The following is a 15285-nucleotide window of genomic DNA, read 5'->3' as shown; positions in this document are numbered from 1 at the left end:
GGTAAAAGAACAATAGGCGTCGTGATATATCTTGGCAATAGGAAGGGGCAATGCATATGGTCGATGTCGAATGCCGCGCCGAACTCATCCTTCGCGACGCCGATGGCCGGGAGACCAGCCTGAGCGCGGTTGTGCCGCTTTTGAAGCTCGTCTCTCAAACTGGCAGCATCGCGAATGCCGCGAGCGCTAAGGGTTTGTCCTATCGGCATGCATGGGGTTTGTTGCGCGAAATCGAGGCGCGGCTGGGTGGCGCGCTGATCCGAAAATCGCGCGGACGCGGGTCGGTCTTGTCGGAACTTGGCGAGTCCGTGTTGCGCGCGCAGCGCGTTTGCGGCGACCGGCTCGAAACGCCGTTGCAATCCGTCGCAAGCGATGTCGCCAATGAACTCAATCGCAAACTCGCCAGTGGTCTTGCACAAGTGCGCATTCATGCTTCGCACGGCTACGCGGTCGCGACGCTCGTGCACGCGCTCGGCGAACAGCGCGTGCCGGTGGACATCAAATACCGCGAAAGTTACGAAGCCGTGAGTGCGCTGGCTCGCGGCGAGTGCGAACTGGCGGGATTTCATCTGCCGATCGGCCCGTTTCGCGCGACGTGTGCGGAGAGCTATCGTCCTTATCTCGATGCGGGCAAGCATCAACTCATTCGGCTCACGCGGCGCACGCAGGGCCTCTTCGTGCCGAAGGGCAACCCAAAGCGCGTGACGGGACTGCGCGATCTCGCGCGCAGCGACGTGCGCTTCGTGAATCGTCAGCCGGGCTCGGGCACGCGCATGCTGCTCGATTTGTCCTTGCGCGGCGTCGGTGTCGATCCCGATCAGATCAACGGTTACGCGACCACCGAACTCACGCATTCGGCCATCGCCGCGTTCGTCGCGAGCGGCATGGCCGACTTGGGCTTTGGCGTGCAGCCCGCCGCGCAGCACTTCGCGCTCGACTTCATTCCGATCATCGACGAGGACTACTTCTTCGCATGCGAACGCGCGCGGCTCAACGAGGCGCGGCTTGCCACCGTATTGCGCGTGCTACGCAGCGACGCGTTCAACGACAGCGTGGCGCATCTGGAAGGTTACGACCCGGCGCGTTGCGGCTCGCTCGTCGATATCGAAGAAGGCTTGCGCGGTTGAGACACGCGCCGACGCGCGCGGGAGAAACGAACGGTAAGAAGATGGCGGCCCGGAAGAAACTGCTGGCGGCGGTGAATTGGGTTAACCTAACGCTTTGCTGTCGACTCAACCCTGTTCCAGACGCGGCTGTCCCGCGCGAAATTCCGCCATGAAACTTACGTTGCTCGCTTCCACCACCGCTGCGCTCGTCGCCGGTGCGTTCTATCTGATTCCCGTTGCGTTTGCCCAGAATTCGCCTGGCGTGCCGGGCGGCGTGCTGCAAGACCAGTTCCGCCTCAACGAGCATCCGCAAATGCAGTTTGCGGCTTCCGCGCCAACCGATAAGTATCAAAAGGGCAGCTCGCCCATGCGCCGTCGCGGCGACCTCGGCGACCCGGACGGCTGCAATCTGAAGTGCCCGAAGGACGGCACCAACTGATCGCCATTCTCACTTCTGCGACCGCATTGCCGAATGCCGGACAGCGTGTGCGGTTGCAGCAAAATCTTCCCCTTACCTTCGTGCCATAACCGCTTTGCACTGACGCGACGCGGCAGGACGTGTGCGCGCAGTCACACATGCACTTTCAACGTCTTACGCATCGACTGAAAAACGCTATGTGATGGCGGGCGTTTGGTATGACCTCCGGAGTACCTTATGACGGCGTGCTCCCGTGTGCTGTTTTGCGTGGGCATGGCTCATTAGTCATAAAACACAAAAAACAGGAAGTGCGCTGGCCGCCGGATGATGCGAACCGGCGGGCGGCGACGGGGACCACGATACTTTGGGCAAAGCGTGTGGCCACTGAGCGCACTTCGGATCAGCCGAGGGACTGCAAAATGCGTATTCTCCAGGTCATACTGGCGCCCCGACTATCCGGGGCCGAAGTGCTTGCCAAAGGCGTCGCGATCGGGCATCAGCGATCGGGCCACGACGTCTGCATCGCATCGCTGATGCCGGAACACGACGACTTCAAACACATCAGCGCGGAACTCGGTTCGCACGGCGTGATCTGCCTTTTCCCGACGAAAAACCCTGGCAAGCTCGGACGCTTGCTGTTCTTGCATCGCGCGATCCGTCAGTTCAAGCCCGACATCATCTTCGCGCACGCCACCATTCCCGCGCTCTACGTTCGCGCCTTGCCGACGCGGGTGCCGATCGTCTGGGTCATGCACTCCGGCGCGAACGATTTCGCGAACCGGGCGCTTTTGCGCGCCGAGCGATTGCTGTCGAGCCGGGCGAAGGCGGTGATTGGCGTGTCGCAGAAGAATATCGACAACTACGTGCAAGAAATCGGGCTGCATCCTTCGATGATCGTCGTGCCCAACGGCGTCGATGTCTCCCGTTTCGCCGACGACGCGCAACCGTCCATTCCCGTGGCCGCCAAGCAGATCGTGCAGGTGGGCCGCTACATTCCCGAGAAGAATCAGTTGCAGACGGTCGAAGCGTTCGCGCGCGTCGCGCGCGCCGAGCCGGATGCGCGACTGCTGCTGTGCGGTGTCATCGAAAATCTCGACTATCACAAGGCGGTCGTCGATCTAGTCGCGAAGCTCGGTCTTGGCGATCGCGTGAAGATCGAAGGGCCGCAGATGAACGTCGCGCAGATTCTGAAGGCGTCGAGCGTGTTCGCGATGCCTTCGAGCTTCGAGGCGCATAGCATCGGCTTTCTGGAGGCGCTGGCGTCGGGCATTCCGGTGGTCGCGAGCGCGATTGCATCGTTCGCCTTCGCGGGTGGTTTTCCCGGCGTGCAATTACTCGATACCGCCGACAGCGACGCCTACGGCCACGCCTTGCTCGATGCGCTCAATCAGCCGCGCGCGACGCGCCCGCTCAACGGCCTGACCCTGCAGAGCACGGCGGACAAGTATCTGGCGATCGCGCGGGACGTTCTGAACTTGCGCGTGGGCCTAAGTTGAGCGTCGGCTTGTTGAACAAGTACGCGCCGCATCGGTTGCCCGGTCGGCGCGTTTGATTTGGTGACGACGAACGCGCTTTCACTGCCCCCAGTAAGCCAGCGTCTTGAGCCACAGCGACTCGGAAAACAGCCCTGGCAATTCGCCCCAAATTTTCACCGGCCCGAGCTTGAACGCCGTATCGAATTCGTAGCCGTAGAGACTCGGCGCGCCGCCCGTGTAATAGAACTCGCCGAGCAACGCGTTCGCGCGCTTGAACAGCACCAGCGTGGCGTGATCGTCGTGTTCGGTGACGCGCGCGATTGCGGGCATTGAATCCGCGTAGGACGTATCGGCGAGCGTCGTCGTCTCGATGGCCGGGCCGAACGCCTTGCCGCCTTTCATCGTGAAGACGCGCGTGCTCGCGCTGTCCCCACGCGGTTCGAGCACGGCCAGATCGTCGATGCCGTCGCCATCGATATCGCCCGCCACGACCTTGGCGAACGGCGCGCGCAACTGCGGATAGACGTTCGTGCGATAGCTCGGCGCGAAGGCGCTTCCGTCACTCGCGAATTGCGAGAGCGCGAGCGCGCCGTCGATATTCTCGATCGCGAGAAGCCCCACGTGCTTCGATTGCGCGACGCGAGCCGGCATGAAACGCGCGCTCTGACTCAACTGGCTCGCCTTTAACCACAGCGCAGGCGCGTTCGCCGTCGCGCCGCCCGACGTCAGCACCCAGAGGTCGAGCCCCGCGTCCTTGCTTTTCTGCGCGATCATCACGTCGGCGCGGCCGTCGCCGTTGAAATCGCCTGCCACGTATTGCTGCGCGATTTCGGGCGTCCATGCCGCGCTCGTCTGAAACCACAAACGGGGCGCCTCGAAATGCGTGCCGGCGCTTTTTAAAAGCCAGAACGCGGTGCCGCCGTTGCGCGGCGTGATCGCCATCAGATCGGCGCGGCCGTCGCCATCGAAATCGCCCAACAGAAAGCGCGCGCTGTCGAAGCAAAGCGAATCGGCATTGCAGGTCGGCGCGGTGGCTTGCGGGTCGAACGGCACGGCGTTCAGAAACCACGGCGACGCCCGGTCGAAGCGCGACATCTCCGCCACCCATACGTTGAAGCCGGGCCCGTCCTTGCGCCGCTGCACATACACGGCGCTGTCGCGGCCTTCGCCACGAACGTCGCCGAAGAGGGCGCCTTCCTGCCGCGTGTCCGTCCACACCGTTTGCGATGACGGCGACCAACGATACTGCGCCGTCAGCATCGAACAGCGGCTTGCCGTCAGTAAGTCGTTTTTCTCGCCGAGACAGTGATCGAGCGGCGTGTACACGAAGCCGAAGTCCCACGGCGTCCAGTGCTGTACCGCGCTTTCCGGCTTGCAGCTTTCCTCGACAAGCCCGTTTTCCCGTTCCGCGATACACCCGCGCGTCGCCGCGCTCACGAAGAGCGCATCGTTTTTAGCGCCCGGCGCGGCGGGCAACTGTTGCCAGAACCAGTTTTGCGTCGTGGCGCCTGTGCATGCGGCGAGCGTCGGTGCCTTACCCGCACCAGCCGATGTCAGGCAGCGGCTCGAGTATTCGTTGACGAGCTGGAACGGGCGCAACTGGAACTCCGGACCGGCGTCGTTCGCATGGGCCATGCTCCAGTAGCGGCGCGCGACCCAGTTGCCGTCCCACATGTACTCGCCGAAGACGTGACCGGCGTCGTTGCCATCGATCGCGAAATAGCTGCCGACGACATCGCGCTTTCGCAGCGTCTGCGCGGCGTCGAGATTCTTCGGCAAGCCGCCCGTCGGATAGGTGACGTGATAGCCGATCGGCACATCGCGCTTCAGGCTCTGCGCAACCACACGCGTGATGCGCGCCGCGAGAATGTGATCCGGATGCTCCATGAAGGCGACCGTATCCGGATTGAGCGTGTAGATTTCCGTGGCTTGCGAGAGGATCGCGCGCAACGTCGCGGAAAGGGCGGCGCGGTCGTAAGTGGTCGAACCGGTGCCGTCCGCTTGCAGCGGATAGGTATTGAGCGTCTGCCCGCGATCCCACAGCAGACCGAGCGGCACCTTGCCGCCGCGCACACCGCCGCCGGGCAACCGCAATTCGAGCAGCTTCACGCGCGGCTGCTGCGTAAGCACGAGCTGATGCACGGGCTTCCCCGCGAGCATCACTGTCGATTCTTGCCATTTGTCCGGCACGCCTGCCATGCGCGCATAGGCGAGCTTCGTGCCGGTCTCGCGAAGCACGACGTAATCGAACTTCGCACCGTTTGCGCCGCCGATCAGGTGAACCGTCGTCACGCACCAGCCGGCGTCGAGCTTGTCGCTGATGCCGGGATTCACGAAGAGGAGATCGTCGTCCAGGTGGGCGACTACCGTGATGAGAGTGCCCGCGTGGCAATCGGCGACGGGCGGGGCCGCGCGGGCGCCAGCCGGGAGGAGCGCGCCGCATAGCGCCCACATCAAAGAAAGAATCAGATTGCCGATCCACCGTCTCGCTATGCTTCTGCGCATGCTTTCCCCGTAAGCGCTTATCGACGCGCCGATCGTCGACAGAATAAAGCAGAAGATTGCCGTGCGAACGAGAAATCGGTCAGTGGCCGAGCGAACATGAATGGGGCTGACGCGTCCAATCTCGCGGCATAGAAGGGCATCGCCTTGCGCCGGGCTTACGTGCATCAAGATAACTGCCGTAAGGCAGCGTTTTAGGACCGCTCTGATTCGAACAGTACTGGCCGCCGACTATTCTCTCTTCCGTAGCCGAGGTTGTCTCTGCCAGAGCTACGTCTCTCAAGGATGTTTGCCCCGCCCCGCGCGGGGCTTTTTTTTTGGCTACGGGTTTCGCGGATGCGCTTATTCGCGCGGGTTGGCGAGCCGTGGCAAGAAAAAACCCGCGGTGCTTTCGCATGCGCGGGTTTCAAATGGGGTGGTGGAGGCGGCGGGAATCGAACCCGCGTCCAGAAGCACTCTACGAACAGTTCTACATACTTAGTTCTATCTTTTGATTTAACCGTAGCAACGCGGACGAACACGCTTCGCTACAGCGATTCACTAAATTTTCGACTTTGGCGTCGTGACGCCGACAAAGCTTAACTGACGTATATGACCTCTCGTGGTATTGCTACCCTAACCCGTCAGTAAGTTAGTGAGAGGACGGCGGCCCTTAGGCTGCCAGTGCGAACGTTTCGTCGTTTGCAGTTACGTTTTTCCCATTGATTAACGAGGTGACGGGTCCTCGGTATGCCCTGACCGCTTCGCAACCCCTGTCGAAACCAGGTCGCCCCCAAGCAGAACGGGGATTATCCCATGAAAAGCCATGTGAGGCGAACCGCGGCCACTTTCAAGCGATATCGCGCAGCAATTGCTGCAGTTCTTCTGGCGTGTCCACTACGTGAGTCGCGTGCCAGCGGTGCGGCGGAATGTCGTCGCCGCAATAGCCATAGGCCGCCGCCACGGTGATCATGCCGGCTGCAAAGCCTGCCTGAACGTCGCGCAAGTCGTCGCCGACATAGACGATTCGCTCCGGCGCCACATCCAGTAATTCGGCCGCGTGCAGAAGCGGCGCGGGATGCGGCTTCGAATGCGCCGTCGTATCGCCACAAACGAGACAACCGGCCCGCTTATCCAGTCCGAGCAGGGCGACGAGCGGTTCGGCGAAGCGCGTCACCTTGTTTGTCACGATGCCCCAGCGCACGCCGCGTGCATCGAGCTGATCGAGCAACTCGGTGATGCCGGGAAACAGCGTCGTTTCGATACACAAATCCGCTTCGTAGTTGGCGAGAAACTCATCGCGCATCGCCGCGAAATCGGGATGCTCGGGGCTGATCTCGAACGCGCCGCCCAACAACCCGCGCGCACCCGCCGAGGCGTAAGGCCGCAGGGTTTCGAGCGGGCGCATTTCGAGTCCGCGATCGTGCCGCATCTTGTTGACGGCCGCGACGAGATCTGGCGCCGTATCGGCGATGGTGCCGTCGAGATCGAACAGTACGGCCTGGCAAAGCCCGAGCGAATCGCCCTCGGCGGCGCGCTGGGGCAGCGGGGTGGGATCGTCGGGCAGGGGCGTCGTCTGGACAACACCGTTCTGGTCTTCTTGGGTCATGGCGTCAGGCTTCCCGGCGGCAGGCCATCATGTAGTTGATGCTCGTGTCAGTAGACAGCCCGAAGTGGCGCGAGAACGGACGGTAGGTGATGCCCTTGATGTCGACCGGCAAGAGCGACGCCGTGCGCGCGAAGGTGGCGAGTTCGGACGGCTTGATGAAGCGCGCGTAGTCATGCGTGCCGCGTGGCAACATGCGCGCGATGTACTCCGCGCCGATCACGGCGAACATATACGCCTTCGCGTTGCGATTCAGCGTAGAGAAGAAGACCCAGCCGCCTGGCTTGACCAGCGCGGCGCACGCGGCAACGGTGCCCGCCGGATTCGGCACGTGCTCGAGCATTTCCATGCAGGTCACGACGTCGTAGGAAGCGGGTTCGCGCGCGGCCAGCGCTTCGGCTGCGATCTCCTCGTACGCCACCTCCACGCCGCTTTCCAGACTATGCAGATCCGCGACGCCAAGCGCACTCGACGACAAGTCGATGCCCTTGACCTTCGCGCCACGCGCCGCCATCGATTCCGACAAAATGCCGCCGCCGCAGCCGATGTCGAGCACTTGCTTGCTCATCAGATGCGCGTGCGCATCGATCCAGTCGAGCCGCACCGGGTTCAATTCGTGAAGCGGTTTGAACTCGGCGTTCGGGTCCCACCAGCGATGCGCAAGCTCGCTAAATTTCTGCAGTTCGTGGGGATCGACGTTGGTCATATTCTCAATTGCCCTTCTAAGTCGTGAATCGTTAAGGATCGAGTATATAGGCGCGGGAAAAGGGCGGCAAAAAGCTGAAGTGACGCGTCGCCGACAACTTCGCTCGTTCCGTGCCACAGCCGTCGAGGCCGCCTGCGCCGGGGCCACAGTTATTGCGCTTTATTCGATGCGCGCATCTCACGGAGATTCACAAAAATCGCAGGCATAAAAAAACCCCCGCCGAAGCGGGGGTTCGATCCTGCGGCAATCAGCGCAATTACTGCGGCTGACGCGTCGTGCCGACAACTTCGACTTCCACGCGACGATCCGGTGCGAGGCAGGCGATAAGTTGCTTGCGGTTCTTCTGGTTGCAGCCCGTGGTGACCGGGTTGCGCTTGCCCTTGCCTTCCGTATAGATACGGTTGGCTTCGATGCCCTTGCTGACCAGGTAAGCCTTGACAGCTTGCGCACGGCGCAGCGACAGACGGTCGTTGTACTTGTCCGAACCAATGCGGTCGGTGTAGCCGGTAGCGACCACGACTTCCAGGTTCAGCGCGCCGATCTTCGATGCGAGATCGTCAAGCGCGGTCTTGCCAGCCGGCTTCAGAACTGCCTTGTCGAAGTCGAACAGAGCGTCAGCTTGATAGGTGACCTTCTGGCTTTGGATAACCGGGGGCGGCGGAGCGACCGGTGCGGGCGGCGTCGGCGCGACTGCGACCAGAGCGCCATCGCACTTTGCGTTGGCCGTGGCCGGGGTCCAGAATGCGTCGCGCCAGCAGAGTTCGTTCGTGCCGTTCATCCACACATACTCGCCCGTGCCGTTCACCCAGTTGTCGTTCACGGCTTGTCGCGAGGCCGGCACCGATTGCGCCGAGGCCGATGCAGCCATAACTGCGGTAGCTGCAATGAACGCGAGCTTTGAAAGTTTATTCATATTTCTCCTCTCGAAATTGAGATTACCGCAGGTTTACTGCGAGCCTGTAGACAAAGACAAGTCATACATTGCTCGGAGTATAACATTCCCTACGGAACAAAACGCGGCTGTGTAGACTTCGAGCAGTGTCTAACTTTGTGCGTTGGCATTTTGCCATATCGTTCCCTTGCAACGATAAAAATATCCCCGCACCCTCTGCGCCCGCAACCTTATGTGGTGCATGCGCAACAAGAAAGGGACAGGAGCCGGTCTTGGCCGCGGAAGGCGCGAAACGTGCGCACTTTATGTGCCCGCGAGCCAATATCTGCGTATCTTTATCGTCGGGTTTGTACTGCTTTAGCAAAACGACGAGGCGGCATCATAGCCCGCCTAAGTGACGAAATCAGTGAAACGTTCCCTGGTTTTTGTAAGTAATTGGAACAAGTGCATCTATCCCTCACTCCTCAAGATCGGGAACGGCGGTTGAGCGTCCCATACACTATGTATACGCCGGGCCTCCGGACGCGGATGTCGCGCATGTTAGAATCTTTGGATGCGCTGCGTTCGCAGCGCCGCAGCGTATGGCTTACGCGCCTGGCCGGCGCGGGTCGCGCGGCCGGCGGGCGAGGGCGAACCTCGAGGTAACGTTTTCGAATCGTCGGATCGCGCTGCTGTGTCGCTGCTGCACAGTTCAAGACACGGATAATGGATCAATTCGCCAAAGAGACTCTGCCAATCTCCCTAGAGGAGGAAATGCGCCGCTCATATCTCGATTACGCGATGAGCGTGATCGTCGGGCGAGCGCTTCCCGATGTCCGCGATGGACTGAAGCCCGTACACCGTCGCGCGCTTTATTCCATGCACGAGCTGAACAACGACTGGAATCGCGCGTATAAAAAGTCGGCGCGTATCGTCGGCGACGTGATTGGTAAGTACCATCCGCACGGCGACGCATCGGTGTACGAGACGATCGTTCGCATGGCTCAGCCGTTTTCGCTGCGCTACATGCTGGTGGACGGCCAGGGCAACTTCGGTTCGGTCGACGGCGACAACGCCGCCGCCATGCGTTACACCGAAATCCGCATGGCGAAGATCGGTCACGAACTGCTGGCCGACATCGACAAGGAAACCGTCGACTTCGGCCCGAACTACGACGGCAGCGAAAGCGAGCCGCTCGTACTTCCGGCGCGCATTCCGAATCTGCTGATCAACGGCTCGGCCGGTATCGCGGTCGGCATGGCGACGAACATTCCGCCGCACAATTTGCGCGAAATCGTCGACGCCTGTCTGCATCTGCTCAACACGCCTGAGGCGACGGTCGACGAACTCATCGAGATCGTGCCGGCGCCGGATTTCCCGACGGCCGGCATCATCTACGGCGTCGCGGGCGTGCGCGACGGTTATCGCACGGGGCGCGGTCGCGTCGTCATGCGTGCGACCACGCATTTCGAAGAGATCGACCGCGGCCAGCGCATGGCCATCATCGTCGACGAGATTCCGTATCAGGTGAACAAGCGCACGCTGCTCGAGCGCATCGCCGAACTCGTCAACGAGAAAAAGATCGAGGGCATCTCCGACATTCGCGACGAGTCCGACAAGAGCGGCATGCGTGTCGTGATCGAACTCAAGCGCGGAGAAGTGCCGGAAGTCATTCTGAACAATCTGTATAAGCAGACGCAGCTTCAGGACACTTTCGGCATGAATCTGGTCGCGCTCGTCGACGGCCAGCCCAAGCTGCTGAACCTGAAGGAAATGCTGGAATGCTTCCTGTCGCATCGGCGGGAAGTGCTCACGCGGCGCACGGTCTACGAACTGCGCAAGGCGCGCGATCGCGGACACGTGCTCGAAGGCCTCGCGGTGGCGCTCGCGAATATCGACGAATTCATCGCGATCATCAAGGCCGCGCCAACCCCGCCTGTGGCGAAGCAAGAGTTGATGAACCGTCCGTGGGATTCGTCGCTCGTGCGCGAAATGCTCACGCGCACCGAGACCGAGGCGACGGGCGGGCGTATTGCGTATCGTCCGGAAGGACTGAATCCAGCCTACGGGCTGCAGGAAGATGGGCTCTACAAGCTGTCGGACGTCCAGGCGCAGGAAATTCTGCAGATGCGCCTGCAACGCCTGACGGGTCTCGAACAAGACAAGATCGTCGCCGAGTATCGTGACGTGATGGCGCAGATCGCCGACTTGCTCGACATCCTCGCGCGGCCGGAGCGTATCCGTCAGATCATCGTCGAAGAACTGGGCCAGGTACGCGCCGAGTTCGGTGACGAGCGTCGTTCGCGTATCGAGTTGAATGCAACCGAGCTGAACACCGAAGACCTGATCACGCCGCAGGAAATGGTCGTGACCATGTCGCATACCGGCTACGTGAAGTCGCAGCCGCTTTCCGAGTATCGCGCGCAAAAGCGTGGCGGGCGTGGCAAGCAGGCCACGCAAATGAAGGAAGACGACTGGATCGACACGCTTTTCATCGCGAACACGCACGATCACATGCTGTGCTTCTCGAACCGCGGTCGCGTGTACTGGATCAAGGTCTACGAAGTGCCGCAAGGCTCGCGCAATTCGCGCGGCCGGCCAATCGTCAACATGTTCCCGCTGCAGGAAGGCGAGAAGATCAACGTCGTGCTGCCTATCAAGGACTTCTCGGCCGACAAGTTCGTCTTCATGGCCACTTCGCTCGGCACCGTCAAGAAGACGCCGCTCGAAGCGTTCAGCCGTCCGCTCAAGAAGGGCATCATCGCGGTCGGTCTGGATGACGGCGACTTTCTCATCGGCGCGGCCATTACCGACGGCGCGCATGACGTCATGCTGTTCTCCGATTCAGGCAAGGCGGTACGTTTCGACGAGAACGACGTGCGCGCCATGGGCCGCGAAGCGCGCGGCGTGCGTGGCATGCAACTGGAAGACGGTCAGCAGGTCATCGCCATGCTCGTGGCCGGCGACGAAATCCAGTCGGTGCTCACCGCGACGGAAAACGGCTACGGCAAGCGCACGCCGATCAACGAATACACACGCCATGGCCGCGGCACGAAGGGCATGATCGCGATCCAGACTTCCGAGCGCAACGGCCGCGTGGTCGCCGCGACGCTCGTCGAGCCGGAAAGCGAGATCATGCTGATCACGACATCGGGCGTGCTCATCCGCACGCGCGTGTCCGAAATCCGCGAAATGGGGCGTGCAACTCAAGGTGTTACACTCATCAGCCTTGACGAGGGCACCAAGTTGTCGGGACTGCAGCATATCGCGGAGGCGGAAGCCGAAGTGGAAGCAGAAGCTGAAGCACTCGACGAGGGCGACACCGGCACGAACGGCTCCGCCGCCGCGCCGGGCGACTCAGAAAATGATGAAAACGGCGAAGACGCCTGATATTTTTTGTGACGCAAGCTTCTCGTATTCGCTTTTGAAAGCCTGAATTGGTTAAGCTGCGCGACTCGGGCCTTTTGTCGGCGCTGTGCTTCGTTATGTGCGAAGCCAGCGTCGAAAATCTGAAGGCTCGTCGCCGGTGCAGAACTGGATATTTTTTACAGGGAGTAATGATGCAAGGACGTTTCAAGCAGTGGATGTTGCTGGCCGCTTTCGTGCCGACTTTCGCGATGGCTCAGTCGCTTCAGAACCAGGCGCCGAACCAGGCGGCAGCTCCGGCACCGGCCGCAGCAGCCCCGGTTGATCCGGCCAAGCAAGCCGCGATCAAGGACCTGCTCGACGCGATCGACGCGCAGAAGCTGGTCGGCGCGATCGGCAACAGCGCGCAAATGCAGTCGAAGCAACTCGTCCCGGCAATCCTGTCGGACGCGCTGTCGGAAAACAAGTCGCTGAACGACAAGCAGAAGCAAGCTGCCGTTCCGACGCTGCAAAAGAATGCAGTGCCGAAGCTGGTCGACTCGGCAGGTCAGGTGTTCGCAACTGACAGCTTCCGTCAGGACGCAATGAAAGCTCAGTACGACGCATACGCGAAGTACTACACGACCGATGAAATCAAGGACCTGACCTCGTTCTACAAGAGCACGACGGGCCGCAAGTTCATTCAGGTTCAAGACCAGGTTGGTCGCGACGTGGTCAATGGTTTGATGCAGAAGTACATGCCGCAAGCCATCAAGGCAACGCGCACGCAAGCCGACCAGGAAGTGGCAAGCGTCAAGCCGGGCAAGTAAGCACGGTGGCATAGTCTGGAAGGCTCGCGCATTGGCGGGTTTTCAGGACAGTGCGATAATGGCTGTTTGCGCGCAAGCGCAAGCAGCCATTTCTTTTTTAGGCGCGGACAACGAGCTTTTCAGCTCATCGTTTCAGGCTCCGCGTCTGTCGAACGAGACAAATCGGGATCTCCAGATGCGCGTGTTCAATTTCTCCGCCGGCCCGGCCGCCTTGCCAGAAGAAGTGTTGAAGCAAGCCGCCGATGAAATGCTCGATTGGCAAGGCAGCGGCATGAGCGTGATGGAGATGAGTCACCGCGGCGCGGAGTTCACGTCGATCCATGAAGCGGCGCTGACCGATCTGCGGGAATTGCTGAAGGTGCCGGCGTCGCATCGCATATTGTTTCTGCAGGGCGGTGGCATTGGCGAAAACGCCATCGTACCGATGAACATGCTCGGTACGAAGAAGACCGCCGATTTCGTCGTCACCGGTTCATGGTCGACCAAGTCGCTCAAGGAAGCGCAGAAGTACTGCACGCCGCATCTCGCGGCGACTGGCAAGAACGAGCAGGGCTTCACGCGCGTGCCTGCGTTGAGCGAGTGGCAGCTTTCGGACGATCCCGCTTACGTGCATCTGTGCACGAACGAAACCATCGACGGCGTCGAGGCGTTCGAAATTCCCGATCTCGGCGACATTCCGCTCGTGGCGGACGCGTCGTCGCACATTCTTTCGCGTCCCATGGACGTCGCCAAGTACGGCGTGCTCTTCGGCGGCGCGCAGAAGAACATCGGCATGGCGGGCGTCACGGTCGTGATCGTGCGCGAGGATCTGCTCGACCGCGCGCTGTCTATCTGCCCGTCCGCGTTCGAGTGGAAGATCGTCGCGGAGAACAATTCGATGTACAACACGCCGCCCACTTACGCGATCTACGTCGCTGGCCTCGTCTTCAAGTGGCTGAAGAAACAGGGCGGCCTGGAAGCCATGGAAGCGCGCAATCTCGAAAAGGCGACGTTGCTTTACGACACCATCGACTCCAGCGATTTCTACGTCAACAAGGTCGACCAGAACGCGCGCTCGCGCATGAACGTGCCGTTCTTCCTCGCCGACGAATCGCGCAATACCGATTTCCTGACCGGCGCCAAGGCGCGCGGTCTGTTGCAACTGAAGGGCCACAAGTCCGTCGGCGGCATGCGGGCATCGATCTACAACGCGGTGCCGGTCGAGGGCGTGAAAGCGCTCGTCGAGTACATGAAGGAATTCGAGCGGACCAGCGCGTAAGCCTCATCGCTCCTTTAACTGCATCTGCCCCAAGCACCGCATGGACGACGATCTCAATTCAAGACTCAAACCGCTGCGTGAACGCATCGACGCGCTCGACGCGCAACTCATCGCGCTTTTGAATCAGCGCGCTTCCGTCGCGCTCGAAGTCGGCGAAGTGAAGAAGCATTTCAACGCGCCCGTGTTTCGGCCGGAGCGCGAACTGCAAGTCATCGCGCGTCTGCAGGAAATGAGCGACGGCCCGCTCGCCGACGCGCACATCGCCGCGATCTGGCGCGAGATCATGGCCGCGAGCCGCGCGCTCGAACAGACTATCCGTTCAGCGTTCCTGGGCCCGGTCGGCACGTATAGCGAACAGGCGATGTTCGAATACTTCGGTCATTCGATCGAGGGCCTCGCGTGTCCGTCCATCGACGAAGTGTTTCGCTCGGTCGAAGCGGGCGCCGCGCAATATGGCGTCGTGCCGGTCGAGAATTCGGCGGAAGGCGCGGTGTCGCGCACGCTGGACTTGCTGCTGGAAACGTCGCTCTTGATTGGCGGCGAACTCGCGCTGCCGATTCACCACAATCTTTTGACCGCGTCCGGCACGCTCGAAGGCGTGAAGCGCGTCTATGCGCATCCGCAAGCGCTCGCGCAGTGCCAGCACTGGCTGACCGCGAACGCGCCGCAGCTCGAACGGCAGGCGGTTTCGAGCAACGCGGAAGCGGCGCGTATCGCGGTGGGCGACCCGGCCGTCGCGGCCATCGCTGGCGACCGCGCGGCCACGCATTACGGCTTGGGCGTCGTTTATTCGCAGATTCAGGACGACCCGCACAACCGCACGCGCTTCGTGATCATCGGTCGCGAACCGACGGGGCCGAGCGGTCACGATCAAACTTCGCTCATCGTGACGGTGACCAATGAATCGGGCGCAATGTTCAAGCTCCTGGAGCCGCTCGCAAAGCACGGCGTTTCCATGACGCGCTTCGAATCGCGGCCCGCGCGCGCCGGCACGTGGGAGTATTACTTCTATATCGATATCGAAGGGCATCGCGACGATGCGTTCGTCGCCGCCGCGCTCGATGAACTTGGGCGCAAGGCCGCGTTTCTGAAGATTCTCGGGTCCTATCCGCGCGCGCGTTGACCCGAGTTTTCGCGGGCCGCCGCTCGATTGGGCAGCGGCCGATTTTTCCAGCGTCGAACGGCGCGC

The 15285-nt window shown here is 61.4% G+C and carries 11 protein-coding genes and 1 other RNA gene; 7 read left to right on the top strand and 5 right to left on the bottom strand.

Features of this window, described 5'->3' with window-relative positions; all coding sequences use genetic code 11:
- Window positions 1–56 precede the first annotated feature (56 nt).
- From P9250_RS28775 to P9250_RS28765, 3 genes are all read left to right on the top strand, one after another.
- Window positions 57–1127 carry a substrate-binding domain-containing protein gene (locus P9250_RS28775; RefSeq protein ID WP_250465493.1) on the top strand — a complete coding sequence of 357 codons (1071 nt, stop codon included), beginning with the start codon at window positions 57–59 and terminating at the stop codon, window positions 1125–1127.
- A 148-nt stretch (window positions 1128–1275) separates the two neighbouring features.
- A complete protein-coding gene (locus P9250_RS28770; RefSeq protein ID WP_244825932.1) occupies window positions 1276–1545 on the top strand; it encodes a hypothetical protein in 270 nt (89 codons plus the stop codon).
- 398 nt (window positions 1546–1943) lie between these two features.
- Window positions 1944–3020 (top strand): glycosyltransferase family 4 protein, encoded by a 1077-nt coding sequence (locus tag P9250_RS28765; protein ID WP_244825931.1) that lies wholly within the window; start codon window positions 1944–1946, stop codon window positions 3018–3020.
- A gap of 78 nt (window positions 3021–3098) precedes the next feature.
- Here P9250_RS28765 and P9250_RS28760 read toward each other — a convergent pair whose 3' ends face one another.
- From P9250_RS28760 to ompA, 5 genes are all read right to left on the bottom strand, one after another.
- Window positions 3099–5504, bottom strand: a complete 2406-nt coding sequence (locus P9250_RS28760; RefSeq protein WP_310396459.1) for a VCBS repeat-containing protein — start codon at window positions 5502–5504, stop codon at window positions 3099–3101.
- A gap of 413 nt (window positions 5505–5917) precedes the next feature.
- Window positions 5918–6275, bottom strand: a transfer-messenger RNA (tmRNA) gene (ssrA, locus tag P9250_RS28755).
- 55 nt (window positions 6276–6330) lie between these two features.
- A complete protein-coding gene (gph, locus tag P9250_RS28750) occupies window positions 6331–7089 on the bottom strand; it encodes a phosphoglycolate phosphatase (RefSeq protein WP_244825929.1) in 759 nt (252 codons plus the stop codon).
- A gap of 4 nt (window positions 7090–7093) precedes the next feature.
- Window positions 7094–7792 (bottom strand): bifunctional 2-polyprenyl-6-hydroxyphenol methylase/3-demethylubiquinol 3-O-methyltransferase UbiG, encoded by a 699-nt coding sequence (gene ubiG / locus P9250_RS28745; protein ID WP_244825928.1) that lies wholly within the window; start codon window positions 7790–7792, stop codon window positions 7094–7096.
- A 256-nt stretch (window positions 7793–8048) separates the two neighbouring features.
- Window positions 8049–8705 carry an outer membrane protein OmpA gene (gene ompA, locus P9250_RS28740; RefSeq protein WP_244825927.1) on the bottom strand — a complete coding sequence of 219 codons (657 nt, stop codon included), beginning with the start codon at window positions 8703–8705 and terminating at the stop codon, window positions 8049–8051.
- Between the two features lie 684 nt (window positions 8706–9389).
- Here ompA and gyrA point away from each other — a divergent pair.
- The 4 genes from gyrA (at window position 9390) to pheA (ending at window position 15219) form a co-directional block, all read left to right on the top strand.
- Window positions 9390–12053 (top strand): DNA gyrase subunit A, encoded by a 2664-nt coding sequence (gene gyrA / locus P9250_RS28735; protein ID WP_244825926.1) that lies wholly within the window; start codon window positions 9390–9392, stop codon window positions 12051–12053.
- A gap of 170 nt (window positions 12054–12223) precedes the next feature.
- On the top strand, window positions 12224–12838 hold the full coding sequence (locus P9250_RS28730) for a DUF2059 domain-containing protein (RefSeq protein WP_244828095.1): 615 nt from the start codon (window positions 12224–12226) through the stop codon (window positions 12836–12838).
- 175 nt (window positions 12839–13013) lie between these two features.
- The gene (gene serC / locus P9250_RS28725; protein ID WP_310396456.1) at window positions 13014–14096 is read left to right on the top strand and encodes a 3-phosphoserine/phosphohydroxythreonine transaminase; all 1083 of its coding nucleotides are present in this window, start codon (window positions 13014–13016) and stop codon (window positions 14094–14096) included.
- Between the two features lie 40 nt (window positions 14097–14136).
- Complete coding sequence (gene pheA, locus P9250_RS28720) at window positions 14137–15219, top strand: prephenate dehydratase (protein ID WP_244825924.1); 1083 nt, start codon at window positions 14137–14139, stop codon at window positions 15217–15219.
- Window positions 15220–15285: the final 66 nt, after the last annotated feature.

It is taken from the genome of Caballeronia sp. LP006 (genome assembly GCF_031450995.1).
Classification (GTDB): Bacteria; Pseudomonadota; Gammaproteobacteria; order Burkholderiales; family Burkholderiaceae; genus Caballeronia.
This window is presented reverse-complemented; position numbering and strand designations above follow the sequence as displayed.